At 70.6% G+C, this 24,366-nt stretch carries 25 protein-coding genes; 12 read left to right on the top strand and 13 right to left on the bottom strand.

Annotated features, from left to right (window positions below; translation table 11 throughout):
- The first annotated feature begins 126 nt into the window (after positions 1-126).
- From AB0F17_RS06695 to AB0F17_RS06685, 3 genes are read left to right on the top strand one after another with little or no spacing between them, the layout of a single operon-like run.
- Positions 127-1,941 carry an asparagine synthase-related protein gene (locus tag AB0F17_RS06695; protein WP_358017327.1) on the top strand — a complete coding sequence of 605 codons (1,815 nt, stop codon included), beginning with the start codon at positions 127-129 and terminating at the stop codon, positions 1,939-1,941.
- Positions 1,938-2,213 (top strand): lasso peptide biosynthesis PqqD family chaperone, encoded by a 276-nt coding sequence (locus tag AB0F17_RS06690; RefSeq protein ID WP_358017324.1) that lies wholly within the window; start codon positions 1,938-1,940, stop codon positions 2,211-2,213. Before AB0F17_RS06695 ends, AB0F17_RS06690 begins: the two co-directional genes overlap by 4 nt.
- Positions 2,210-2,683, top strand: coding sequence for a lasso peptide biosynthesis B2 protein (locus AB0F17_RS06685; RefSeq protein WP_358017321.1), 474 nt, complete (start codon positions 2,210-2,212; stop codon positions 2,681-2,683). Before AB0F17_RS06690 ends, AB0F17_RS06685 begins: the two co-directional genes overlap by 4 nt.
- On the opposite strand, the gene AB0F17_RS06680 is transcribed toward AB0F17_RS06685, so the two are convergent.
- On the bottom strand, positions 2,680-3,828 hold the full coding sequence (locus AB0F17_RS06680; RefSeq protein ID WP_358017318.1) for a lipase family protein: 1,149 nt from the start codon (positions 3,826-3,828) through the stop codon (positions 2,680-2,682). The genes AB0F17_RS06685 and AB0F17_RS06680 overlap by 4 nt on opposite strands.
- A gap of 211 nt (positions 3,829-4,039) precedes the next feature.
- Between AB0F17_RS06680 and AB0F17_RS06675 the strand changes: the two genes are divergently transcribed.
- Positions 4,040-4,618: a hypothetical protein gene (locus tag AB0F17_RS06675; protein ID WP_358017315.1), complete on the top strand. Its 579-nt coding sequence runs from the start codon at positions 4,040-4,042 to the stop codon at positions 4,616-4,618.
- A gap of 5 nt (positions 4,619-4,623) precedes the next feature.
- Here AB0F17_RS06675 and AB0F17_RS06670 read toward each other — a convergent pair whose 3' ends face one another.
- Positions 4,624-5,580: a LysR family transcriptional regulator gene (locus AB0F17_RS06670; protein WP_358017311.1), complete on the bottom strand. Its 957-nt coding sequence runs from the start codon at positions 5,578-5,580 to the stop codon at positions 4,624-4,626.
- Positions 5,581-5,653: 73 nt separating this feature from the next.
- Between AB0F17_RS06670 and AB0F17_RS06665 the strand changes: the two genes are divergently transcribed.
- Both AB0F17_RS06665 and AB0F17_RS06660 read left to right on the top strand, forming a co-directional pair.
- Positions 5,654-5,905: a hypothetical protein gene (locus tag AB0F17_RS06665; RefSeq protein ID WP_358017308.1), complete on the top strand. Its 252-nt coding sequence runs from the start codon at positions 5,654-5,656 to the stop codon at positions 5,903-5,905.
- On the top strand, positions 5,902-6,546 hold the full coding sequence (locus AB0F17_RS06660; RefSeq protein ID WP_358017305.1) for a cyclase family protein: 645 nt from the start codon (positions 5,902-5,904) through the stop codon (positions 6,544-6,546). The genes AB0F17_RS06665 and AB0F17_RS06660 overlap by 4 nt, the downstream gene beginning before the upstream one ends.
- Here the strand turns inward: AB0F17_RS06660 and AB0F17_RS06655 are convergent.
- The 3 genes from AB0F17_RS06655 to AB0F17_RS06645 form a co-directional block, all read right to left on the bottom strand.
- Complete coding sequence (locus AB0F17_RS06655) at positions 6,521-7,522, bottom strand: NAD(P)-dependent alcohol dehydrogenase (protein WP_358017302.1); 1,002 nt, start codon at positions 7,520-7,522, stop codon at positions 6,521-6,523. The two genes, AB0F17_RS06660 and AB0F17_RS06655, sit on opposite strands and share 26 nt — an antisense overlap.
- Positions 7,523-7,895: 373 nt before the next feature.
- On the bottom strand, positions 7,896-8,246 hold the full coding sequence (locus tag AB0F17_RS06650) for a hypothetical protein (RefSeq protein WP_358017299.1): 351 nt from the start codon (positions 8,244-8,246) through the stop codon (positions 7,896-7,898).
- 407 nt (positions 8,247-8,653) lie between these two features.
- Positions 8,654-8,830 (bottom strand): hypothetical protein, encoded by a 177-nt coding sequence (locus AB0F17_RS06645; protein ID WP_214637972.1) that lies wholly within the window; start codon positions 8,828-8,830, stop codon positions 8,654-8,656.
- A 32-nt stretch (positions 8,831-8,862) separates the two neighbouring features.
- Between AB0F17_RS06645 and map the strand changes: the two genes are divergently transcribed.
- The gene (gene map, locus AB0F17_RS06640; protein ID WP_358017296.1) at positions 8,863-9,711 is read left to right on the top strand and encodes a type I methionyl aminopeptidase; all 849 of its coding nucleotides are present in this window, start codon (positions 8,863-8,865) and stop codon (positions 9,709-9,711) included.
- Here map and AB0F17_RS06635 read toward each other — a convergent pair.
- From AB0F17_RS06635 to AB0F17_RS06615, 5 genes are all read right to left on the bottom strand, one after another.
- Entirely contained in the window at positions 9,698-10,087 is a 390-nt protein-coding gene (locus AB0F17_RS06635) for a hypothetical protein (protein ID WP_219533199.1), read from the bottom strand. The two genes, map and AB0F17_RS06635, sit on opposite strands and share 14 nt — an antisense overlap.
- Positions 10,088-10,292: 205 nt before the next feature.
- A complete protein-coding gene (locus AB0F17_RS06630; protein ID WP_358017293.1) occupies positions 10,293-12,269 on the bottom strand; it encodes a bifunctional copper resistance protein CopD/cytochrome c oxidase assembly protein in 1,977 nt (658 codons plus the stop codon).
- A complete protein-coding gene (locus AB0F17_RS06625; RefSeq protein ID WP_358017290.1) occupies positions 12,266-12,874 on the bottom strand; it encodes a copper resistance protein CopC in 609 nt (202 codons plus the stop codon). Before AB0F17_RS06625 ends, AB0F17_RS06630 begins: the two co-directional genes overlap by 4 nt.
- Before the next feature lie 44 nt (positions 12,875-12,918).
- Positions 12,919-14,202 carry a helix-turn-helix transcriptional regulator gene (locus tag AB0F17_RS06620; protein WP_358017287.1) on the bottom strand — a complete coding sequence of 428 codons (1,284 nt, stop codon included), beginning with the start codon at positions 14,200-14,202 and terminating at the stop codon, positions 12,919-12,921.
- A gap of 228 nt (positions 14,203-14,430) precedes the next feature.
- The gene (locus AB0F17_RS06615; RefSeq protein WP_358017284.1) at positions 14,431-15,930 is read right to left on the bottom strand and encodes a helix-turn-helix domain-containing protein; all 1,500 of its coding nucleotides are present in this window, start codon (positions 15,928-15,930) and stop codon (positions 14,431-14,433) included.
- A gap of 93 nt (positions 15,931-16,023) precedes the next feature.
- Between AB0F17_RS06615 and AB0F17_RS06610 the strand changes: the two genes are divergently transcribed.
- From AB0F17_RS06610 to AB0F17_RS06600, 3 genes are all read left to right on the top strand, one after another.
- Positions 16,024-18,189, top strand: coding sequence for a molybdopterin cofactor-binding domain-containing protein (locus tag AB0F17_RS06610; RefSeq protein WP_358017281.1), 2,166 nt, complete (start codon positions 16,024-16,026; stop codon positions 18,187-18,189).
- A gap of 29 nt (positions 18,190-18,218) precedes the next feature.
- The gene (locus tag AB0F17_RS06605; RefSeq protein ID WP_358017278.1) at positions 18,219-18,449 is read left to right on the top strand and encodes an EF-hand domain-containing protein; all 231 of its coding nucleotides are present in this window, start codon (positions 18,219-18,221) and stop codon (positions 18,447-18,449) included.
- A gap of 77 nt (positions 18,450-18,526) precedes the next feature.
- Positions 18,527-19,912, top strand: coding sequence for an NCS2 family permease (locus AB0F17_RS06600; RefSeq protein ID WP_358017275.1), 1,386 nt, complete (start codon positions 18,527-18,529; stop codon positions 19,910-19,912).
- On the opposite strand, the gene AB0F17_RS06595 is transcribed toward AB0F17_RS06600, so the two are convergent.
- Positions 19,905-20,390: an Rrf2 family transcriptional regulator gene (locus AB0F17_RS06595; protein ID WP_358017272.1), complete on the bottom strand. Its 486-nt coding sequence runs from the start codon at positions 20,388-20,390 to the stop codon at positions 19,905-19,907. The genes AB0F17_RS06600 and AB0F17_RS06595 overlap by 8 nt on opposite strands.
- An 82-nt stretch (positions 20,391-20,472) precedes the next feature.
- Between AB0F17_RS06595 and AB0F17_RS06590 the strand changes: the two genes are divergently transcribed.
- Positions 20,473-21,216 (top strand): NAD(P)H-binding protein, encoded by a 744-nt coding sequence (locus AB0F17_RS06590; protein WP_358017269.1) that lies wholly within the window; start codon positions 20,473-20,475, stop codon positions 21,214-21,216.
- Positions 21,217-21,219: 3 nt separating this feature from the next.
- Here the strand turns inward: AB0F17_RS06590 and AB0F17_RS06585 are convergent, their stop codons facing one another.
- Positions 21,220-22,197, bottom strand: a complete 978-nt coding sequence (locus AB0F17_RS06585; protein ID WP_358017266.1) for an excalibur calcium-binding domain-containing protein — start codon at positions 22,195-22,197, stop codon at positions 21,220-21,222.
- 171 nt (positions 22,198-22,368) lie between these two features.
- Between AB0F17_RS06585 and ald the strand changes: the two genes are divergently transcribed.
- Positions 22,369-23,490, top strand: a complete 1,122-nt coding sequence (gene ald / locus AB0F17_RS06580) for an alanine dehydrogenase (RefSeq protein ID WP_358017263.1) — start codon at positions 22,369-22,371, stop codon at positions 23,488-23,490.
- 103 nt (positions 23,491-23,593) lie between these two features.
- On the opposite strand, the gene AB0F17_RS06575 is transcribed toward ald, so the two are convergent.
- Positions 23,594-24,331, bottom strand: coding sequence for an alpha/beta hydrolase (locus tag AB0F17_RS06575; RefSeq protein WP_358017260.1), 738 nt, complete (start codon positions 24,329-24,331; stop codon positions 23,594-23,596).
- Positions 24,332-24,366 lie beyond the last annotated feature (35 nt).

Below are 24,366 nucleotides of genomic sequence, written 5' to 3'. Positions count from 1 at the left end.
GGGCACCGGTCATGGTCGACAACGAGCCGTACGAACCCCCGGACATCGGCGAATTCGGAGAGCTGACCCGCGGCATCGCCGGGCCGCAAATGGACCGGGTTTACAACTACTGAGACGAGGGGTCCGGTGCGCAAGCTGAGCGGCGAGGAGTTCGCGGTGCTGCCCGACAGCGCCGCCGGCGAAGCCCTCGCTGAGGCGCTGCACGGCGCGGTGGTGCTGAGCTACGCGTCCGGCCGTCCGTGTCTGGTGGCCGCCTCGCCCGGCGAGATCGTCCACGCGGAGGCGGGCCACGCGCGGCTGGCGGTGATCGGCACGTGCCCGGTCACCGCCGGCCGACTCCGGCGGATGGCGGCGCGACTCGGGTGCCTGGCGGACGCCGACGCGGTGGCCGCGGCGCTGCCCGGCAGTTTCCATCTGGTCGCCGTCGTGGGCGGGCAGGTCCGGGTGCAGGGCACCGCTTCGGGCATGCGGCGGGTGTACTACGCGCGGGCCGGCGGGGCGGTGGTCGCGTCCGGTCGGGCGGCGGTGCCGGCCGCGCTGACGCGGGCGGCGGTGGACGAGCAGGCTCTGGCGGTGCGGTTGCTGATGATGGTTCCGCCGGCGCTGGCCGAGCCGCTGTGGGAAGGGGTCGCCGTGGTGCCGCCCGGTGAGGCGGCCCACATCGACGCGGACGGGGTGCGGCTGCGCGCCTGGTGGCGGGCGCCGGAGCCGGAGGTACCGCTGCGGGAGGGCGCTCTCGTGGTGAGGGCGGCCCTTGAGGAGGCCGTGGCCGCCCGGATCGACGAGGGCGCGGTAGTGGCCAGCGACCTGTCCGGCGGGCTGGATTCCACGCCGGTCAGCTTCCTCGCCGCCGCGGCGGCCGGGGAGCGGTCGGCGAAGCTGATCACGTTCGTGCTGGCCATCGATGATCCCGAGCATGACGACCCGGAGTGGGCGGCCCGGGCGCGGGCGTACCTCCCGGGCGAGCACGGAGTGGCCCGGGCCGGTGACGTGCCCAAGTGGTTCGCCGGTGCGGCCGAGGCCGTTCCCGGGCTGGACGAGCCGACGCGGTGGCTGCGCGCACTGGCCCGCGAGCTGGCGAGTTCGGCGCTGCTGGCTGGGCGAGGAGCGGCCGTGCGCCTGACCGGGCACGGCGGTGACGAGGTCACCCTGCTGCCCGACTGCTACCTGCACGACCTGGCCCGTCGCCACCCTGCGGCGCTCTGGCCCCACCTGCGCGAGCAGCGGTCCAGGGCCCGGTGGCCGCTGTGGGCGTGCGCCCGCGCGCTGGCCGACCGGCGTCCCTATGCCGCCTGGCTGGCGGATCAGGCGGAGATGCTCAGCGCGCCGCTGTCCCGCTTCCGGCCGGACTTCGGATGGGAGCAACCGCTGCGCATGCCTGACTGGACGACCGAGGCCGCGACGGACGCGGTCCGCCGTCAGCTCGTCACGTGCTCGGCCGAGCCGTACTCCCCCCTGCGCGCCCAGCACCAGAGCCTGTCGAGCGTCCGTTCCATCGCCGCCTCCGTCGACGGCGTGCGGATCCTGACGGGCCGCGTGGGCGCCCCCGTGCACGCCCCCTATCTGGACGACCGCGTCGTCGCCGCCTGCCTGGCCGTGCGGCTGGACCAGCGGGCGGTGCCCGGCGCCTACAAGCCGCTCACCCGGGCCGCGATGCGCCCGGTCATGCCGGCCGAATGCCTGGACCGCACCACCAAGGGCGAATTCTCGGCCGACATCTACCAGGGGCTGCGCCGCCACCGCGACCAGCTCCTGACCCTGCTCGACGGTTCGCTGCTGGTGGAGCGCGGCCTGGCCGACGCCACCGCCCTGCGCCGGGCCTGCGTGCGCACCCCGGCCGAGGGCGGGCCGGGCGTGCTGGCACTCGACGTCTTCATCGCCGCCGAGAACTGGCTACGAGCCCTTCTCGCCTACCCCGCCCAGGAGGAGTCGTGCGCGTGAGCCTTCGCCCCGGCGTCACTCTCACCCCGATCGACGAGGTCGCCGTGCTCCTGGACGAGCGCACCGGCCGCTACCGCCAGTTGAACGCCACCGCCGCGCTCGTCCTGCGCAGCCTGCTGGCGGGACACGGCCCGGATGGGGCCGCCCGCGACCTCGTCCGGACCCATCCGGCCGCGACGCCCACCGCCGAGGCGGACATCGCCGCGCTCGTCGCGCAGTTGCGCACCGCGAACCTGATCGTCGAGACCGTCGACCGGGAGCAGCCGCGATGAGCGTGTCCATGGTGCCCGCCGACCGGCCCGGCCTGCCCTGGCGCCGCCGCCTGCCGGCGCTGGCCGCCGTGGCCGCCGCGCACCTGATCGCCTGCCTGCCGCCGGCCCGTATCCGCGCGGTGCTCACGTTCGCCCGCCGCGGCGCCGCGCCCGCCGCCGCCGAGCAGGCCAGAGCGGCACGGGACGCGGTGATCGCGGTCAGCCTGTCGTGCGCCGGGGAAGGCTGCCTGCCCCGCTCCATCGCCGCCGCCCTGCTGTGCCGGTTGCGCGGATCCTGGCCCACCTGGTGCGCGGGCGTACGGGTCCACCCGTTCGGTGCCCATGCCTGGATCGAGGCCGACGGCCACCCTGTCGACGAGCCGCCCCACCACTATCGGGTCACGATCGTCATCGCCCCGGACCCTCGGGGCCGGGCGGCACCGGGCTCGGCGCAAGATGGAGGGGTACGCGCCGAGCCCGGTGGTATCTAGCAGTTGCCGAACGCCGGCAACCCGAGGATGCGCAGCGCGAGCCACTCGATGGCCAGCGGCCCACCCTCAATGGCCCCCGTCACGTGACTGGGAGCCGGAAGAGACGTCCATCGAAGGTTGACCCCCGCCCGGCAGTACTCCGAGCGCAAGGTGGCGGAGATCGCCTGGGGAATGATCTCGTCGCCCTGAGCGTGATAGATGAACATCGGGACACGCGGCGCGATGGCGCCGAGCCGGTTCTCATTGAGCCGGGCCAGCCACTTGGGCTGGTTCATCAGGTCCACGGGGCTCAGGTCGGAGAACCGAAGACCGGCCAGCTTGCTCTCCAGGTCGCCCACGCAGTCGTCGGCGGCGTCCGCGAGCAGGGCGCGCCCGCGGTCGTTGAGGTCGGCTTGAATGTTGAGCTCCGGGTAGGCGGCGTCCAGGCCGATCCCGGCCGCGGCGCCCAGGCCGAAGTTGGCATCGCCGTCCAGGTGGGTCGCCACCGCGCGCAGGTCGGCGGGGACTCCGCCCGCGGCCACGCCCTTGAGCTTCAGCTCCGACGCGTACGACGGCTGGAGCTGGGCGGCCCACGCGGCCGACGCGCCGCCCTGCGAGTAGCCCATCACCGCGACGGGTCCGCCGGTGGACAGGCCCGAGCCCGACACCCGCGTGGCGGCCCTGATCGAGTCCAGTACGGCGTGGCCCTGCGAGATCCCGGCCATGTACGTGTGCACACCGGGCGTGCCGAGGCCCTCGTAGTCGGTGATGGCCACCGCGAACCCCTTGAGCAGGAACAGACTGACCAGCGCGAGCTCGGCCTCACCGCCCTGGCTCATGCTGACCGAGGGGGCGCACTGGTCGCCGAGGCCGTGGGTACCGGTCGCGTACCCGATGATCGGGCGCTTGCCCAGCGGGTAGCCCGCCTTGGGTACGAGCAGGGTGCCGGACACGGCGTTCAGCGAGCCGGTGGCGGAGGTCGAGCGGTAGAGCAGGTGCCAGGCGTTCACCGGGACTTCGAGCAGCTTGCCCGGCAGCAGGTAGACGGTGGTGGGCTGGGCGGTGACCACGTCCCCCGCCGCGGCCGCGTGGGCCGGCTGGGTCGCGACGAAGGACGCGATCAGTACGACGATCATGGACATGCTGGCGCGGACACGTAACCTCATGTGCCACCCCTCTCCGTGGGGTTCACTCATGGGAAAGCGGCGCCGCGAGCCGATCGTTACCCGTCGGTAACCTCATGTCAAGGCCCGAAATAACGGCGAACCCGAGCCGCTGTCAGACTGCCTCCCGCGCCACATAACACTGGCCACGACCGCATCACCGTGCCAACGGGAAACGGTGAACTCGACCGCGACCGTCGGGCACCATGGACGGATGGATGCTGGCTCGGTGACCTTTCTGCGCGAACTCCTCGCCGAAACCGGCTGGGTGGAGCGCACCCGCGAGCTCGGCCTGGCGCTGCGGACCACCCGCTCGCCCGGCGGTCTGCTGCTGGTGGGCACGCCCGCCGACGAGCCGTGGCATCTCACCGCGCACCTTTCGGACGAGGCCCGGCTGTCCGACCTGCCGCAGCTCTCCCCCACGCTGGTCCGCTGGGCGCCGCGCGCCGACGGCCCGGCCCACCTGCGGGTCGGACTCGACCGGATCCAGCAGGCGGGGCGAGGCGAGACGCTGTTCGTGGTGGCCGAGCGAGAGGCGCCCGAACCGCTGCTCGAACGGGTCGACGACGCCCGCCGTACGGGCGCGACGATCTTGGCGTTGGAGGGGGGCGACACGGCGCTGAAGGGGCTGGCGCACGACGCGATCGCCGTGCCGCGGCTCGGGCCGATCACCTTCGACGGCGCCCAGCACCTGGTCAGCATGGCCGCGGGCGAGCTGCCGCAGCGTCCGGGGCTGCGCGAGCGCCTGGCCCGCCTGCTGGAGAGGGTCAACGGCCCCCAGGTCGCCGACTGACCACGCTAGGTGTCGAGCGGCCGGGCGGTGGTCTGGAGGCGGCCGACGAGGTTGGCGTCGAGCGCGGCCGTGGCGTCCTCGATCGCGCCGATCACGACCGCCTGTACGGGATCCGGCTCTCCCGATCTCGTACGGCTGACCCGCGTGACGGCATCCAGCCGCCGCGACCCCACGTCCCGTACTTCGCTGACCCGCACCTCCCCCTCCGGCACGTCCAGCAGGGCGAGCGACGGCACGATCGCCACCCCGTACCCGGCCGCCACCAGCGCCAGCGTGGGCTCGAACTCGGTGATGACGTGCACCTTGCGCGGCTCGAACCCATGCAGCCCGGCGAGCCGGTCGAGCGCCTGGCCGCACGCCTGCTCGGGCTCGCTCGCCACCCACGGCAGCTCCGCCAGGTCGGCGACCGTGCGCGGCTCGGGCCAATCAGGCGGGATCACGATGCGGTACTCGTCCACGTAGAGGGCACGGGTGGCCAGCGACGGCTGCGCCAGCACCGGCAGGCTCATGTCCTGCTCGGTGATCAGCACGTCCACGGCCCCCAGCCGCAATTCCTGCAGCGCGGGCGGCCCGTACACCTCGTGGATGACCGGGAGGATCTTGGGGTGGCGGGCGGCGAGGTCGCGCATGGCGGGCAGCAGCAGGTGCTTGATCACCGTCGGGAAGGCGGCGATCCGCACCGGTCCGGCCAGCCGTTCGGTGAAGCGGGTGAGCTCGCGCCGGGCCTCCGCCAGTTCGTCCTCGACGCGTTCGGCGTATCCGGCGAGCACCCGGCCCGCCGGGGTGAGCGAGACGCGGCGCTGCGAGCGGTCGATGAGGGCGAGGCCGACCTCGCGTTCGAGCTGGGCGAGCTGCTGGGAGACGGCCGACGGCGTCAGGAACAGGGCTTCGGCCGCGCGCATGACGCCGCCGCGACGGGCGACCTCGTGCAGGACACGCAGCCGGCGGGGGTCGATGTCCATACAGATCAGCTTACGCCAATCTTTAGCAATCTTTATTTGCGCTTCAACGCGATAAATCCCGACAATTGCACGCATGAGCTTCCTCGTTGACCTGGTCGGCTGGCTAGGCGCCGCGTTACTGCTGTTCGGGTACGCCATGATCACCGCGTCACGGATGTCCAGTGACGGCGCCCCCTACCAGCTCGTCAACCTGATCGGCTCGATCGGCCTGATGGTCAACAGCGCCTGCAACGCCGCCTGGCCCTCGGCCGGCCTGAACCTGGTCTGGGCCCTGATCGGCACCACGGCTCTCTACAAGCTCGTCAAGATCGGAATCGCCAAATGATCGTCGAACTCAGCCACCGCATCACCGACGGCATGGTGACCTACCCGGGCGTCCCTGGGCCGGTGATCGGCACGCACCTCAGCAGGGAGGCCTCACGTGAGGTCTACGAGCCGGGCACCGAGTTCCACATCGGCATGATCACGCTGGCCGCCAACACCGGCACCTATCTGGACACTCCCCACCACCGCTACGCCGACGGCCAGGACCTGTCGCAGGTCCCGCTGAGCAAGCTCGCCGACCTGCCGGGACTGGTGGTACGCGCCGAGGGCGTCAGGAAGGTCGTCCTCGATGAGGGGCTGGACGTGCGCGGCCGGGCCGTACTGATCCAGACCGGGTGGGATCGGCACTTCGGCACCGACGAGTATCAGCACCGGCACCCCTATCTCGCGCCCGAGTCGGCGGTCTGGCTGGCCGAGCAGGGCGCGGCGCTGGTCGGCATCGACTCGCTGAACATCGACGACACCCCCTCGCGCGGCCCGCGTCCGGCCCACTCGGTGCTGCTCCAGGCGGGCATCCCGCTGGTCGAGCACCTGACCGGGCTCGCGGCGCTGCCGGATGAGGGCTTCCGTTTCCACGCCGCGCCGCCGATGGTGGCGGGCATGGGGACGTTCCCCGTCAGGGCGTACGCGGTGATTCCTTAGCGTCCATGGTGATGACGATCTTCCCGGTGGGGTGGCCTTCGGCGAGGTAGCGGATGGCGTCCGCGGTGTCGGCGAGGGGGTAGGTGCGGCCGACCACCGGGGTGACCGCGCCGGACTCGATCAGCCGCGTCAGTTCTTCCAGTTCCTGGGCGCGTTCTTTGGAGGCCAGGCCGCGCAGGTGCTGACTGGTGAACATCGAGACCAGGGGCGCGCGCAACTGGCGGGTGTAGCCACCGAGCAGTCCGCCGGCGTCATGCCCGCCGCCGGCCAGGACCAGCGTCCCGCGCGGGGTCAGGGCGCGCCGCAGCAGCGACAGCGGTCGGCACCCGGCGATGTCGATGATCACGTCGTAGCTCGGCCCGTCGCGGTCGACCTCCTCGCGGGTGTAGTCGATGACCTCATCGGCGCCGAGCGAGCGCACCAGGTCCGCCTTGCCGGTGCCGCAGACGCCGGTCACCCGCGCGCCGGACGCCTTGGCGATCTGCACCGCGAACGATCCGATGCCGCCGGCCGCGCCGATGACCATCACCTTCTGCCCCGCCCGCACCCGGCCGCCGTCGCGGACGCAGCCCAGCGCGGTCACCCCGGAGATGGGCACCGCGGCGGCCTGCTCGAACGACAGCCTGGGCGGCTTGGGGGCGAGCCGCTCGCCGGCGGTGGCGGTGTATTCGGCGAACGTGCCGCCCGAGCTGGTGCCGTACACCTCGTCACCCGGCTGGAACCGCCGCACGCCGGAGCCGACCGCCACCACCACCCCGGCCAGCGCCCGGCCGCGCACCGCCACCTTGGGCTTCGTCAGCCCGAACGCGACCCGCGCCCCGTACGGCCGGCCGGTCATGCAGATCCACACGCCCGGGTCCACCCCGGCGGCACGTACCTGGACCAGCACCTGGTCCTCCCCGATCGACGGCCGGTCCACCTCGCGTAACTGGAGGACATCGGCCGAGCCGTACACGTCCTGGGCGATCGCCTTCATGATGACCAGCTCCTTATGTACATAATCTTTGACACTTCGAAAGTAGCAAATCCTTGACCTCATGTCTAGAAACTTTTACATCGCCCCGCAGTGGAGGGCTCACCAACGCAGAGACGGCCACCGCAGTGATCATTCAGGTGCGATCTGAAGATCATGCGATGGCCGTACGGGCCCTGGGCCTCCCGGCCTGGGCCCAGATTAACTGACGTGCAGAATTCAGGTAAACGCCGATTGAGAAAAGCCAGCAGCCGATAATAAAGAATGACCCGGAAAGCAGACTACGGCGAGCCGCCGCCCGGTCCGCGGCCCGCCGTAGCCCAACTATTCTCTGCGTCCGATCACGTCCGGGCTCTCAGCCGAGCCCGGTCGCGAGTCATTTGCAGAGGGACGCGATGCAGATGTTGATCTTCTTGATGTTGACCGTCGGGTTGAACGAGGCGTAGGTGTTGAACACCGCGTCCTTGATGACCGCGAAGTTCACGGTGGTGTTGTTGAGGTTGTTCTGGAGGATGCCGATCTCGTTGCCGTTGAGCGCCCGGTTGCCCGTGATGTTGAGCGTCACCGGAATCCCGGCGACCGTGTTGTTGCAGGTGACGACGTTGGCGAGACCGTTGGAGCAGGAGTAGCCGCCGGTGGCCTGCGCCATGGAGGCGCCACCCACCAGCGCGGAGCCGAAGAGGCCGAGCATGAGTGCGACCGAGGCCACTCGCGTGTTCGTCTTCATGGAATTAGCCATCCCTCTTTTTGTGGTTTCACCGCGGTCCATTGCCATCCCCATCTGGAGCTCCGGACCGCCGGCCGACGATGCGAAAACACTTCAATTTTTACATCGAAGCCGCGCCCCCTTTCGTTGCCTTGGACTTTATATCCCACGCTCTCCGCCGATGACTAGTCCAGATTTTTTCGGTTAATCGCCGTCGGCGTTTCGCCCCATAGCCTTATGCGAGCTACATACGTATTTTTGGGCGTGCTTGTCCGTTAAAGGACTGATTTATTTTGGGCGCGTTTGTCCGTTGCAACAAATTGGAGTCACAGGGAATCGGTCTCAGACGGCGCCAAGAGGGCAGCACAAAACCTGACATCGGCCCTCACCTGCACCGATGCCAGGAGCTGCGGAGATCGTCGGCCTAGCTAGTCATCGTCCCCGTCGGCCTCGTCCCACGCCTTGTTGCGGTCGGAGGCGCGCTTCAGGGCGCCGGCTGCCTCCTGCTCGCTCTCGTAGGGGCCCATGCGGTCCTTGTTAGGGCAGCCCTGGTCGGGCTCGACACGCATGTGCTTGAGGCAGAACCACCACTGGCCATCGCTCACAGGATCATTCCTGCCCCGTAGACTTGCGTTTCATGACGACATTGCTCCAGCCAGGCCGAGTTTCGCCCATCCGAAAGGTGCCCGCGCACATCCAGCGGCCGGAGTACGTCGGCAAGAAGCGCCCCCAGACCGGCGAATCCGACGTCAAGACCCCGGAGACGATCGAGCGGATGCGGGTGGCCGGCCGGATCGCGGCGCAGGCGCTGGAGGAGGTCGGCAGGCACGCTCAGCCCGGTGTCACGACCGACGAGCTGGACCGGATCGGCCACGAGTTCCTCGTCGACCACGGCGCCTACCCGAGCACGCTCGGCTACAAGGGCTACCCCAAGTCGCTGTGCACGTCGATCAACGAGGTGATCTGCCACGGCATCCCCGACGACACCGTGCTGCGTGACGGCGACATCGTCAACGTCGACATCACCGCGTACATCGGCGGCGTCCACGGCGACACCGACTCCACCTACCTGGTGGGCGACGTCGACGAGGAGTCGCGGCTGCTGGTCGAGCGCACGCGCGAGGCGATGATGCGGGCGATCAAGGCGGTCGCGCCGGGCCGGCAGCTCAACGTGGTGGGGCGGGTCATCGAGGCGTACGCCAAGCGCTTCGGTTACGGCGTGGTGCGCGACTTCACCGGGCACGGCATCGGCACCAGCTTCCACTCGGGCCTGATGGTGCCGCACTACGACGACCCGTCGCTGAAGGTCGAGCTGGTGCCGGGCATGACGTTCACGATCGAGCCGATGCTGACGCTGGGCACGATCGACTACGACATCTGGCCCGACAAGTGGACCGCCGTGACCAAGGACCGCAAGCGCACGGCTCAGTTCGAGCACACGCTCGTGGTGACCGATACGGGCAGCGAGATCCTCACCCTCGCCTAGGCACCACGCCGCTGACGGTGGTGCCCTCCCCCTGCGTGCCGGTGACCGACAGGCTGCCGCCCAGTTCGGTGAACGTGGCCCGCATCCGCGCGATGCCGCGGCCCGCCCTGAGCGTGGCGAAGCCCTCGCCGTGGTCCCGGATCGTCATCCGCAGGCCGCTCGCGCCCGAGGTCACCGCGACGGAGACGAGTCTCGCGCCGCTGTGGGTCTCGACGTTGCTGAGCGCCTCGCGCATGGCGGCCAGGACGCCCGCCGCGATGCGCGACGGCACGTCGGTCGAGGGCAGCGCCCATGTCTCAACGGCGATGCCCGTGCGCTCGGACCACTCCGCCAAGTAGGTCTCCAGCGCCTCCGCCAGGCTTTGCCCCCCGCGCATGCGCGTCTCTTTCGACAACTCTTATCGCCTCTCTGAGCGCATGGGCGCCTCATCGGCCCCCATGCCGATGTCCCATGCGCGTGCGCGCAATCCCCCTCCAGGCTTACGCACACAGCTCATGAGGTTATGCCCGTCTCCCCTGCGAGCAAGGCTACCCGGCGGTTCGGTTACGTGCGGGTGAGGATAGAAGGCCATGGCCGAACGGCTATGAGCGGCTGTCACCACGATTGAGCTTGGCGAGGTAGTCGTTGTAGGAGTCGAGTTCGGGGTCACCCGCGCCGGCGCGATCGGCCTTCCGGTCGGCCCGCCGTGCTTGCCGCTCGTCGTCCTGGTACCACTGCAGGGCTATCGCCAGCAGCACCATCAGGGTCGGGATCTCGCCGAACCCCCACGCGATCGCGCCGCCGTTCTGCTGATCCTCCAGCAGCGGCCCGCCCCACGTACGGCCGAGCTGGTCGTACCAGCCGGAGGCCATCACGGCGCCGGTCATCATCAGCGCGATCCCGAAGAACGCGTGGAACGGCATCGTGACGAAGAGCACCAGCAACTTGCCCACGTACGGCAGGCGGTGCGGCGCCGGGTCGACGCCGATGATCGTCCAGAAGAACAGCGAGCCGCTGAGCAGGAAGTGCAGGGTCATGAAGATGTGCCCGAGATGTTCCTCCATGGCCGACTCGAACAGCGGCGTGAAGTACAGCGCGTACGTCGAGGCGATGAAGATGGCCGTCGCGATGCCCGGATGGCCGACCACCTTGACGAACCCGCTGTGCAGGATCGTCGTCAGCCACTCGCGCGGCCCCCGGTCCCCGCGCTTGGCGGCCGGCTTGAGCGCGCGCAGCGCCAGCGTGACGGGACCGCCGAGGACCAGCAGGATGGGCACGACCATGGACAGCGTCATGTGCTCGATCATGTGCACGTCGAACATGACCTTGGCGTAGCGGGCCACACCGCTCTGGGTGGCCACGACCAGCAGCGCCACCCCGCTGAACCAGGCGGCGGTGCGGCCCCACGACCAGTGGTCGCCGCGCCGCATCAGCCTGACGACCCCGGCCGCGTAGAGGCCGGCCAGGACGGCGGCGACCACCGCGAAGAACAGGTCGAGCCACCACAGCGAGGCCAGGTTGCCGAGTGTGATCGGCGGCGGCATCGGGAACCCGAGCAGGTCGAAGGCCCGGTCGGCGGGCAGGCTGACGGGCGGCGGCGCGGTGCGCGAGAGCACAACGGCCAGACCCATGGTGGCGGACATGAGCAGCAGTTCGCCACCGGCCAGCCGGGCGAACGCGCCGTGGCGGCCGGCGGACAGGCCGGCCAGGGTGCGCTGCCGGTGCCACCAGCCCACGTAGCCGAGCAGGACGAACGCGATGATCTTCGCCACGATCAGCACGCCGTACGCCGACGTCCAGAGGTCGGAGACGGCGGTCAGCCGGGCGAGCACGCTGAACACCCCGGACGCGCCGACCCCGATGTAGCACCACAGGGCGAGCCTGGAGAACCTGGCCGCGGCGATCTCCAGTTGCGGCAGCTTCCGTACGGCGTGCAGCGCCACCACGGCGAGGCCGCCCACCCACAGCGACAGCGTGAGCAGGTGCAGCGCCAGCCCCGACGTGGCCAGGTCGTGGTTGGGCGAGGAGGAGGAGTGACCGGTGAGCGCCGGGGGCAGCAGCGTGGCCAGCGCGAGCACCAGCAGGCCCGCCGCGGCCCCGGCGGTGATGGCACCCCGCGAGAACAGCGCGATGGCCACCCCGAACAGCACCACGAGCGTGAGCGAGATGCCCTGGCTGTACTGGGTGGCGAAGCCGGTCAGGTAGTTGGACTCGAAGACCTCGGTGACCGGGCGGGCGAAGAAGTCAGCCGCCCCGAACACGATCGCGGCGAACGCGGCGGCGGCCCAGGACAGCGCGCTCCAGGAGGCGGCCTTGACGTAGCCGAGCGCGGTCTTGCCGAGCAGGCCCTTGTCGTTGGGCAGCAGCGCGGCCGCGGCCAGCAGCAGGCCGATGGTGACCACGCCCGCCGCGTCCATCCACAGCTTGGAGACCGGCAGCCCCCATCGGGTGATCGGGCCGGCGTCCGGCAGACCGGGGATGATCCGGGGAAACGCCGCGCCGCCGGCGACCATGGCGATCACCAGGGCGACGAGCGCCGCCCCCACCGCCGCGAGCGCGAGACGCGCGGCCCGGGTCATGGCTTCTTCTTGTCCGCGGGCGGCTTCTTCCGCGCGCTGAACAGGAAGCCGATGCCGATGCCGACGAGCGCGCCGACCACGATGAGCAGCCACACGGGGAACGACCCGGAGGTCGCCGACTCCGCGGCCACCGCCCGGTCGGTCGACGCCGGGACCTGCGACGCCGGGACCTGCGACGCCGCTGGGGAAGCCGGAGCCTGGGTGACGGGCGCCTGCAACTCCGCGCTAGGGGACGGCGACGGCGCCCCCTTGACCGTGAACGGGATCTCTCCCTCGATCGGGTGACCGTCGGAGGAGACGACGCGGTAGGCGATCGTGTACTTCCCGTTGGGCAGCGTGCCCTTCAGCTCCTGCGTCACCACCTTGCCGCCGGCGTGGGGATCGCCGCTCTGGTAGGCGGTGCCGCCGGGGCCGCGCACGATCACGACCGGGATGCGTATGGGGGAGGTGAACTCGAGCGTGACCTTGTCGATGGACTCGACCGTGGCGCCCTTGGCCGGATCGCTGCTCTTGAGAGCGTCGTGGGCCAGAGCCGGTCCGGCGGTGCCCAGCAGGACCAGGGCGGCGAGAAGCGCGGTAAGAGCCGCGAACGGGGATCTCTTCATGACACCCCCAAGGCTACCGACGTCGCCGCCCGGTCCCGACCTCGCTACAGGCCCGCGCAGGCCAGCGCCCGCTGGTAGGCCTCCACGGCGCCGTCGGAGTCGCCAAGCTGCTCCATGGTCTCGGCGGCGGCGTACCAGACGCCGGCGACCTTGCCGGTGTCGGGCAGCGGGCTGATCCACTGGCGCACGATGTCGAGCTCGTGCTCCGCCTCGCCGAACCTGCCGAGGGCGCCATAGGTGCGGCTGAGCACGAGGCGCAGCTCGGTGTCCAGGGTCTTGGCGCCCTGGGGCAGCAGCTCGGTGCCGGATCGCGCGTACCGGACGGCCTGCTCGTAGTTGCCGTCCAGGATCTCGGCGCGGGCCAGCTCCACGAGGCAACTGGCGCGGTCGGCCGTGCTGGCGGAGCTCTGGGCGAGCTCCTGGTCGGCCTTGATGAGGAGCTGGCGGGCCTCCTTGGGGGACGACGGCCGCACCCTGAGCATCAGCGACGCGTACGCCTGACGCATCCTGGCGAGGTTGCGCGGCTGGCCGTATTCCGACTGGACGGCCAGAGCCCGCTCAGCGAAGCCCAGTGCCTCCTCGCCGTGCCCGGTGGTCTCGGCCACGATGGCGGCGTTCCAGCACGCGGCGACGATGGACCTCGGCGTGCCGAGCAGGTCGGCCGCGTTCAGCAGCTCGGCGGCGAACTGGCGGGCGCGCAGCAGGTCGCCGCGCTCCATGTAGGCGCCCAGCAGGGTCGCGCCCAGCTCGATGATCAGATCGGACCAGGCCGGCCGGGTCGCGCCGCTCAGGACGCCTTCCCCGACCTGGACGGCCTCGGACAGCCTGTCACTCCTCTTATAGAGGCGGCACAGCGCGATGGACACCTCGATGCGGCGGTCGGGCGAGATGTCCTCCTCGCTCAGCCGGTCGAGGATGGAGATGGCGCCGCTGTGGTCGCCGCAGGCCTCGGTGGCCAGGGCGAGTCCGAATTCGGTGTCTTGACGGAGCGACGTGAGACCTGTCAGGTTGTTGTTCGCCATCAGCTCGGCGAAACGGGTGCGGGCCTCGGAGACCTCACCGTTCTCCAGAGCCAGCCGCGCGTAGCCGAGTGCGAGTTCGATATCCTGCATCTGCTCGGCGGTAACGCCGTTGACCAAGTAGGACAGCGAGCAGTCCAGCTTCTGTGCCAGCAGTTCCAGGACAGCAGGAGTCGGGGTACGCTTGCCACTCTCGATCAAGGAGACGTAGCTGTCCGAAAGTTCGGGATGCGCGAGTTGGGCCTGCGATAGGCCGCGCTGTCGCCGAACAGTCTTAATACGGAGTCCGACCAGGTCAGATGTGGTCACAGTCGCCGCTCCTTGAGATGATGACAACGCTCTACACATAGGCGAGGGAGCCCTCACATGCGCACGCGTCTTATCGTGTCAGCACTTGCTGCCATGATTGCGACTGTTCTGGTCGCAACCACCAATGTTACGGCCGCAAACGCCAATACGTCTCCCCTTGGCACCTTCGACGTCATCCAGTGCTGCTAGCTTCTGCCGGGCTGACGGTTCGCTGAACATCACCGAACGTCAACCCGCCCGGAGGGCCAGGAAGAAGTCCACGCGATCTGTCATCGTCGACAGATCGCGGCCGGTCAGGTCCTCCACCCGTCTGATCCGATAGCGGACCGTGTTGACGTGCACATGCATCCGCTCGGCGCACGCGTTCCACGAGCCGGCGCAGTCGAGAAACGTGCTGAGCGTCCGCACCAGCTCCGACTGGTGCCGCCCGTCGTAGTCGAGCAGTGGTGCGAGCAGCCGATCGGCGAACGAGCGCCGCACATCGCCGGGGGTGGTGGCCAGCAGCAGGGCGTGGGTGTAGATCTCGTCGCTGGTCACCACGCCGCCATCCCGCGCCTCCGCCAGCCGCCTGGCGTGCCCGGCCTCCTCGGCCCCGCCCTTCACAGCCGCCGCACCGGTGAGCGCACCGCTCAATCCGAGGCAGACCCGCGTGCCGGGCAGCGCGGAGAGCACCTCCACCCCGGCGCGCAACCGCCCGGCCAGCCCGCTCACCGTCGAGCCCCGCAACGGCACCAGCGCCACCGCGCCGTCCGGCCGTACCGCCGCGACGACCTCGCGGCCCAGCAGCTCCTCCACCACCTGCCCGCCCAGCGCCGCCGCGTCCGTCCCGCCCACCGGATCCGGCCCGCCCGGCCTGCCCGCCGGGAGAACGGTGACGTTCACGATCGCGTACGGCTCGGCGGCGTCGAGCCCGCAGGTGCGGAGCCCGGCGTCCAGCTCGGCCGGCCCCGCCTCCGCCAGCGCGGCCGTGACGAGCTGCGCGGCCAGCCGCCGTTCGACCCGGCGGCCCTCCTCCATCCGGCTGCGCTCGAGCGCGACGCAGGCCGCCAGCTCGTAGCCGAGATCGGGCCGGTCCAGCAGGTCGCCGTCGCAGACCAGCACCCAGCCCGCGGCCCGGTGGCCGCGCCCGACGCCGAAGATCGTGTGCTCGCCGACGACGCAGGGCAGCCGGGACGCCGTCAGGTACGCGCGGGCCGGCCCTGCCGGATCATCGAGGGAACCCACGATCACCTGGCCGGAGGCGGAGACGACGGCGCCTGTGACGCCGAGCTCGGCCGCGGTCAACGCGAACAGCTCCGGCAGCGCGGCGCCCTCGGCGACGGCGGCGAGCAGCCGGCGGTGGCGGCCGAGCGCGTCGCGCACGTCGCCGGACAGGCGGGGCACGACGAGCTCGGCGACCGTACGGAAGGAGACCTCGGTGGGCACCTCGATGAGCGTCAGCCCGGCCGCCGCGCAGGCCGCCACGACGTCGTCGGGGATGTGGCCGAGCCACGCCTGGCCCGCCCCGAGCGCGGCCACCCCGGCGTCGACCAGCGCGGCGACGAAGCGGGCGGCGTCGTCCGGCGTGCCGCGCCACATCATCCCCGTCAGCACCAGCTCCCCGCCCGACAGGTAACGTCCGGGCTCGGGCAGGTCGGTGATGTGCACGCCGGTGAACTCCGTGGCCGGGTCGCCGGCCAGGAGCCTGAGGCGCAGCTCGCCGACGGCCAGCAGGTCACTGATGCGCACTTGGAGGAATATACAAGTCGATCGGGCAAGCTCTGACCCCGATTTAACGTCACACGCATAGGACCGCCCGCACGCTGGTGCTCTACTCGGAGGATGACCGAAACGGAGACCGGGACGCGGCAGCTCGGGTCCCTGGGCGTGGGCGAGAGCGCGCGGCGCCCCGACGCGACGCTGAAGGTGACCGGCGCGTTCGCGTACGCCTCCGACCTGTGGCTCGACGGCATGGTGTGGGGCGCGACGCTACGCAGCCCGCATGCCTCGGCGTGGATCCGGTCGATCGACGTCGGGCCCGCGCTGGCGATCCCCGGGGTGTTCACGGTGCTGACGCACGAGGACGTGCCCGGCGAGAAGTTCTACGGCCTGGAGCTGAAGGACCAGCCCGTGCTCGCCATCGACCAGGTCCGCTACCAGGGCGAACCGGTCGCGCTGGTGGGCGCCGACCATCCGGAGACCGCGCGCAGGGCCGCCGCGGCGATCGTGGTCGAGTACGAGCCCCGCCCCGCCGTGACAGACCCCCGCGAGTCCCGGGATTTCGTCCGCCACCAGCCGGTGCGGGTGGGCGACACCTTCGAGGCGGACGTCGTGGTGACGGCCGAATACGAGGTCGGCATGCAGGACCAGGCGTTCCTCGGTCCCGAGTCCGGCCTGGCCGTCCCCGCCGAGGACGGCGGCGTGGACCTGTACATCGCCACCCAGTGGCTGCACGTGGACCGCGACCAGCTCGCCCCCTGCCTCGGCCTGCCGCCGGAGAAGGTACGACTGACGCTGTCGGGCGTCGGCGGCGCGTTCGGCGCCCGTGAGGACCTGTCGATGCAGGCCCACGCCTGCATGCTGGCGCTCCGGCTGAACCGCCCCGTGAAGATCGTCTACAGCCGGGAGGAGTCGTTCTACGGCCACGTGCACCGCCACCCCGCCTGGATGCGCTACGAGCACGGCGCCACCCGCGACGGCAAGCTCGTCTACGTCAAGGCCGACATCCTGCTCGACGGCGGCGCGTACTGCTCCTCCTCCCCCGCCGTGGTCGGCAACGCCGCCTCGCTCGGCGCCGGTCCGTACGAGGTGCCGAACGTCCGGATCGACGCCACCGGCGTCTACACCAACAACCCGCCGTGCGGGGCGATGCGCGGGTTCGGCGCGGTGCAGGCGTGCTACGCCTACGAGTCGCAGATGGATCTCCTGGCCGAGGCGTGCGGCCTGTCGCCCATCGAGATCCGGGTGCGCAACGCGGTGTCGCAGGGCTCGTCGCTGATCACCGGCCAGATCATCGACTCACCCGCGCCACTGGCCGGCATGCTCCGCGAGCTCGCCGCGATGCCCCTGCCGCCGTCCGGGGGAACCGATCTGCGCGCGTTGCCGGGCGGCGTCTCACAGACCACCCACGGCGAGTCCGTACGGCGCGGCGTCGGCTACGGCGTCGGCATCAAGAACATCTGCTTCTCCGAAGGCTTCGACGACTACTCGACGGCCAGGGTCCGGGCCGAGCTGATCGGCGGCGAACCGCACGTCACCGTGCACACCGCGGCGGCCGAGGTGGGCCAGGGCCTGGTGACGATCCAGGCCCAGATCGCCAGGACCGAGCTGGGCGTCGAGGACGTGACCGTGGCCACGGCCGACACGACGGTGGGCTCGGCGGGCTCGTCCTCGGCCTCCCGGCAGTCGTACGTCACCGGCGGAGCGGTGAAGGCGGCCTGCGAGGCGGTACGGGCGCGCTTCGAGGGGCTGCCCGCCAGGGAGGCGCTGGAGAAGTACGGGCCGATCGAGGAGACGCGGGAGTACCGGCATCGGCCCACGTTCCCGATGGACCCCGAGACCGGGCAGGGCGACTCGCACACCCAGCTCGCCCTGTGCGTGCACCGGGCCGTGGTGGACGTGGACGTCGAGCTGGGCCTGGTCAAGGTGGTCGAGCTGGCGGCCGTACAGGATGTCGGGCGGATCCTGAACCCGCAGGCGCTGGAGGGCCAGATCCACGGCGGCTCGGCGCAGGGGCTCGGGCTGGCGCTGATGGAGGAGATCCAGATGCGTGACGGGCGGCTGCTGAACCCGTCGTTCACCGACTACCTGATCCCCACCATCCTCGACATGCCGCCGATGGCGCTGAAAATCCTCGAAAATCCCGACCCCGCCGCGCCGTACGGCCTGCGTGGCGCGGGTGAGCCCCCGACGCTCTCGTCCACGCCCGCGATCGCGGCGGCGGTGCGGGCGGCGACCGGGCGCCGGTTGACGCGCGTTCCCATCAGACCCGAAGATATCGCCCTGTAACCGGCGGATTGACTACGGGGAGGAATCCGATGACCAGCGCACGTGACGCTGCCAAGGCGGAGTTCGAGCGGTTCGACGCCGACGGCGACGGCCGGCTGTCGACCAGCGAGATCAGGCAGGTCAACGCGGCCCTCGGCGGGCACGGCGTCGACGACGGTGAGATCAGCGCGTTCATCGACGCCGCCGACAAGGACGGCGATGGCCGGATCGGCCTGGAGGAGTTCGTCGCCCTGGTGGGCGGCGGCAAGCACGAAGCATGACGTACCAGCGGCCTGAAGCGTGATCACGTTGCGGGCCGGGTAGGGCATCCGGCACTCCCCCTTGATCGCGAGGGGGGATGGCCGTGCTCGACAAGTTCTTCGAGCTCTCCGGCCGATCGACGACGGTCGGCCGCGAGGTGCGCGGCGGGGTCACCACGTTCATGGCGATGGCCTACATCATCCTGCTCAACCCGATCATCCTGGCCGGAGCCCGTGACATCACCGGTGCCAGGCTCTCCATCACTCAGCTCACCACCTCGACCGCGCTGGCGGCGGCCATCTCGACGCTGCTCATGGCGTTCATCGGCAACGCGCCGTTCGGGCTGGCGGCCGGGCTCGGCCTGAACGCGGTGGTGGCCTACCAGGCCGCGCCGTTCATGACCTGGGCCCAGGCGATGGGCCTGGTCGTCCTCGAAGGTCTCGCGATCATCATCCTGGCCGTGACCGGCCTGCGCACCCTGATCATGAACGCGATCCCGCTGGCGCTCAAACACGCGATCAGCGTGGGGATCGGGCTGTTCATCGCGCTGATCGGGCTGGTCGACGCGGGTTTCGTGGCGCCGGGCTCCGGCACTCCCGTGCAGCTCGGCGCGACCGGGCACCTGTCGGGCTGGCCCGTCACGGTGTTCTGCTTCGGGCTGCTCCTGATGATCGTCCTGTACGTGCGCAGGACCCCGGCGGCCATCCTCATCAGCATCGCGGTGACCGCCGTGCTGGCCGTCGTGGTGAACTCGCTGGCCACCATCGACCCCAAGTCGTGGGGCGTGGTGGTACCCCGGATGCCGGCGTCACTGATCGCCGCGCCCGACTTCGGGCTGGTGGGGCGCTTCGAGCTGTTCGGGGGATTCGTGAGTGCGGGGGCGCTGACGGCGGCCGTGGTGCTGTTCACGCTGGTGCTGTCCGGGTTCTTCGACGCGATGGGCACGATCATCGGCGTCAGCGACGAGGCCGGGCTGGTGGACGAGCAGGGGCGGGTGCCGCGGCTGGGCCGGATCCTCACCGTGGACGGCGTCGCGGGCATGGTCGGCGGGACGGTCAGCGCGTCGGCGAACACCGTCTTCGTGGAGTCGGCCGCCGGCGTGGGCGAGGGGGCGCGGACCGGGCTGGCCAGCGTGGTGACCGGGGCGCTGCTGGGTCTGGCCCTGCTGTTCACGCCGCTGGCCGGGATGGTGCCCGCGGCCGCGGCGGCGCCCGCGCTGGTGCTGGTCGGGGCGTTGATGATGACGCAGAGCAGGAACGTGCCCTGGGGCGATCCGGAGCTGGCCGTACCCGCGTTCCTGACGATCGCGCTGATGCCGTTCACCTACTCGATCACGAACGGGGTCGGAGCCGGGGTGATCACCTACACGCTGCTCAAGGCGGCTCGGGGGAAGTTCCACGAGATCCCGTGGCTGTTGTGGGTGGTCTCGCTGATCTTCGTGGCCTATTTCGGGATCACCGCGCTGGAGGAGCTGTTCAGTTAGCGGGGCGCGTCGTGCTCGCCAGGCGTGATCGGGTCCGGGCCGGCGCCGTCGGGGGCAGCGTGGTGAGGATGTCGGCCAGCGAGACCCCGTCGAGGCTGCGCCGCCACGCGTCGTGCGCCTCGCGCATCTTGGCGGCGAGGATGCAGACGCTCTGGCACTCCTCTGCCAGCAACGCACCCCGCCCCCGCTGGCGGATCTCGCGGCACTCGTACGGTGCGGACGCGCCGTCGACCGCCTCCACGATCTGGAGCAGCGTGATCTCGGAAGCCGGCCGCCCGAGCCGGAACCCGCCGCGCGGGCCCGTCGTAGCCGACAACACCCCAGCCTTGACGAGCGCCTGCAACTGCTTGGCGAGATAGGGCGAGGGCAGGTCGTAGTAATCCGCGAGCTGCGCGGCCGACGCGGTTGCCCCAGGCTCGAGCTGCGCCAGCGTCGTGGCGCAGTGCAACAGCCATTCGGTGCTCACAGGCAGCTTCACGGGCTCCAGCATATCCCGGACATTGAGGATCTGTTTAGTCCGAGATAGGGTCGGCGCGTATCGGAGTGAAGGAGAGATCACCATGCGGATCGCAGTCGCCGGCGCGACCGGGAACATCGGTTCCCTGACCGTCGCCGCCCTCAACCGGGAGGGACACGATGTCATACCCATCAGCCGCTCGCTCGGCGTGGACCTCGTCACCGGTGACGGGCTCGACGACGCCCTCACCGGGGTCGAGGCGGTCATCGACGTCACCAACGGCCCGGCGGCCGACCTGGACGAGACGGTGGCGTACTTCGCCGCCACCACACGCAACCTGCTCGCCGCCGAGCAGCGGGCCGGCGTCCGGCACCACGTGCTGCTCTCGATCGTCGGGATCGACCAGGTCGAGGGCAACGCGCACTATGCCGGCAAGCGGGAGCAGGAACGCCTGGTGGCCGCCGGACCGGTGCCGTGGACGATCGTCCCGGCCACGCAGTTCCACGACTTCGCCGCGATGGTGGCGAGCTGGACCGAGCAGGACGGTGTCGCCACCATCGCGCCACTGCTCATCCAGCCGATCGCACCGGCGGACGTGGCCGGCGTATTGGCCGAGATCACGGTGGGCGCGCCGAGCGGGCGCTACGTGGACGTCGCGGGGCCCGAGCCGCAGGACCTCGTCGACATGGCCCGGCGCACCAACCAGGCGCGCGGGCTGGAGATGAAACTCGTGCCGACGTGGTCGGGGTTGTTCGGGCCGTCGATGGCGGGCAACGTGCTGCTGCCCGGCGACGGTGCCCGCATCGCGCCGACCACCTTCGACGCGTGGCTCGCGGGACAGCGCTAGAACCTAGCGGATGTCGGCGGTGTTGCAGGCCACGCCGTTCTTGTCGACGTCGGGGTACCAGATGTACTCGGGGTGGCGGCCCTTTGTGTAGGGGCCGTCGCCGGCGGCGACGGCCTCCTTGCAGCTGGCGTAGTGCGGGTCCAGGGGTTTCTGGGTGCCGCGGACGGGAGAGGTGGCGCGGTCGTCCGTGGCGGAGGTGGCCGAGGTCGGGGCTCCCGCGTTGGGTGCGCCCGTGGTGGTGGCTCCCGTGTTCGGTGCTCCCGTACTCGTGGTGCCCGGGTTCGGCACCCCGGTGCCGGCCGGGTCCGAGGTCGGCGCTCCACCCGTCGGCGCTCCACCGGTCGGCGCCCCATTCGTTGGCGCGGCGGAGGTCGGTGCCCCATCGGCCGGTGCTCCGGCGGTCGGTGAGGCGCTGAGCAGGCTGGCGGCCAGCGACTCGGCCTCCTCCTTGTCCAAGCCCGCGATGCTCAGGCTGTCACCGTCCATGGGCTGCGTGACGATCGGCGCCGCCAGGACGGTCTTGGGCACCAGGACGACCGCCACCTGCCGCTGGTCGGTCACCAGCTCGTCGATGAGGTCCGACACCTTCTGCTTGAACGCGGGTGCGATCGCGATGCGCACCGAGTAGGTGCCGTCCTTCTCGCGTACCGCCTCGATCCGCTGCACGGCGTTGACCGTGACGCCGTCCTCCAGCAGGTAACAGGTGGTCTGCTCCTTGTCGAGCACGGCCGTGTCACCCGGGCACGGCGCCGGCTTGGTCTCCCGGACCGGCGCGAAGTGGATCGGCGTCGCCAGCCGCTGCGGCGGGATGGCGCCCAGAAACGGCGCGTCGGGACTCTTGGTCATCAGGACGGCGACCGTGCCCAGCACCCCGGCGATGAGCACGAAGACGACCAGCGAGACGATCAACACGATGGTGGTTAATCTGCTGGCCTTGGGCTCTCCGGGCGCCGCGGGCGGCGGCTCTTCCGGCATCTCCATCGTTGGCGACCCCATCCTGACGTTCGGGCTGCCGGTGAGCCTATCGAGGACAGGCCGAAGCGGGGTAATCAGCCAAACATTCCCCATCTTCCCGTAAAAAGCGGTGAAGAATGGAGAAAGAGTTACAGATTGTCGATGGATCCTCCCGGCCGTCCGGAAGAAAGTGGAGGTATGAAGGTCGGTGTTCCCCGCGAGGTCAAGGACAACGAGCACCGCGTCGCACTCACCCCCGCGGGAGTCCACGAGCTGGTACGGCACGGCCACCAGGTCTACGTCGAGCACGAGGCGGGCCTCGGCTCCTCGGTCCCCGACGCCGACTTCGCATCGGCCGGCGCCGTCATCCTCGCCCGGGCCGACGACGTCTGGGCCGGGTCCGACCTGGTGCTGAAGGTGAAGGAGCCGATCTCCGAGGAATACCACCGGATGCGCAAGGGCCAGATCCTGTTCACCTACCTGCACCTGGCCGCCTCCCGGGCCTGTACCCGGGCGATGCTCGACTCGGGTGTCACCGGGATCGCCTACGAGACCGTACAGACGCCGAACGGCGCGCTCCCGCTGCTCGCCCCCATGTCGGAGGTCGCGGGACGGCTCGCGCCGCAGGTCGGCGCGTACCACCTGATGCGCTCCCAGGGCGGCAGAGGCGTGCTGATGGGCGGCGTCTCCGGCGTGCGCGCGGCACACGTCGTGGTGATCGGCGCCGGCGTGTCGGGCATGAACGCGGCGGCCATCGCCCTCGGCATGCAGGCCGAGGTCATCCTCCTCGACCGGAACATCGACAAACTCCGCCAGGCCGACATCATCTACCGGGGCCACTGCCAGACGGTCGCCTCCAACACCCTGGAGATCAACAGGGCCGTACGCGAGGCCGACCTGGTCATCGGCGCGGTCCTGGTGCCCGGCGCGAAGGCGCCCAAGCTGGTGACCAACGAACTGGTCCGCCGGATGAAGCCCGGCTCCGTACTGGTCGACATCTCGATCGACCAGGGCGGCTGCTTCGAGGACTCCCACCCCACCACCCACGCGGAGCCGACGTACCGGGTGCACGACTCGATCTTCTACTGCGTGGCCAACATGCCGGGCGCGGTGCCGTACACCTCGACGTTCGCCCTGACCAACGTCACGCTGCCGTACGCCCTGGTGATCGCCGACCAGGGCTGGGCGCGGGCCATGCGCGAGGACCGCACGCTCGCGCTCGGCCTGAGCACACATGAGGGACGCCTGACCAGCGAGCCGGTGGCCGAGGCGCATGGGTTCGAGTGGACGCCATTGGACGACGTCCTGAGCCGAGCCTGACGCCGCGTCCTCAGGCGCGGGTCGGTGACGTGGTTGTCGGCGCGGACGCGCCGGCCGGGAACGAAGCCCCGACCGGTGCGTCGCGAGCTACGCGGCAGCGGCCCTAGCCAAGGTGCCGGGCGAAGAACCGCAGCGAGCTGTCAATCTCGAACGCAGGCATCTCCCCGTGCTTGCCGGGGTTGGCGTGCAGCGTCTTCTCAGCCGACCCCAGAGCGTCGAACAGCGCCAGGCCCTTGGCCCGCGGGACCAGGTCGTCGTCCCACTGGAGCAGGAACCGCACCGGGACCGTGACCCGGGCAGCGGTCTCGGCCAGCCCGTCCACGCCGAGCAGGCCCAGCACCGCGGCGCGCACCCGCGGTTCGGCGGCGAGCAGCGGCACGCCGAGCCCGCAGCCCATCGACATCCCCCAATAGCCGACCGGGCCGGCACCCACGTGGTCGAGTTCCTGTACCGCGGTGATGACCGCCTGCCAATCGGCGACGGCTTGGCCGGCCATGAGCTCGTGCAAGGTGGCGACCACTGCGGCGGTGTCCTCACCGGCGCCGAGCCGGCCCCGGTTCTCGGTCACGAACCTGACGAACTCCTCGTCTTTCGGCCGGTCCCCGTGGTTGGGCGCGTCGATCGCGGCGACGGCGAAACCGCCTTCGCCGACGAGACGGCCCGCGCGGGCCGGGATTCCGGGGGCCTTCTTGTGCTGTCCGCCGCCATGCCCTACCAGGATCAGGGGGCGGGGGCCGGTGGCGTGTTCCGGTGTCCACAGCACACCGGGAATCTCACCGATGGTGAACAGCTGTTCGGTGACGCCGTCCGACGACGTCTGGGAGCTGGAAGTGAAGCGCATGGCGTTTCAGAGCCTTTCGGGAATGCCTTCCGCGG

The organism is Nonomuraea sp. NPDC026600, assembly GCF_040638335.1.
Taxonomy (GTDB): Bacteria; Actinomycetota; Actinomycetes; order Streptosporangiales; family Streptosporangiaceae; genus Nonomuraea.
The sequence above is the reverse complement of the archived record's forward strand: the minus strand, read 5'-3'. Positions and strand labels throughout refer to the sequence as shown.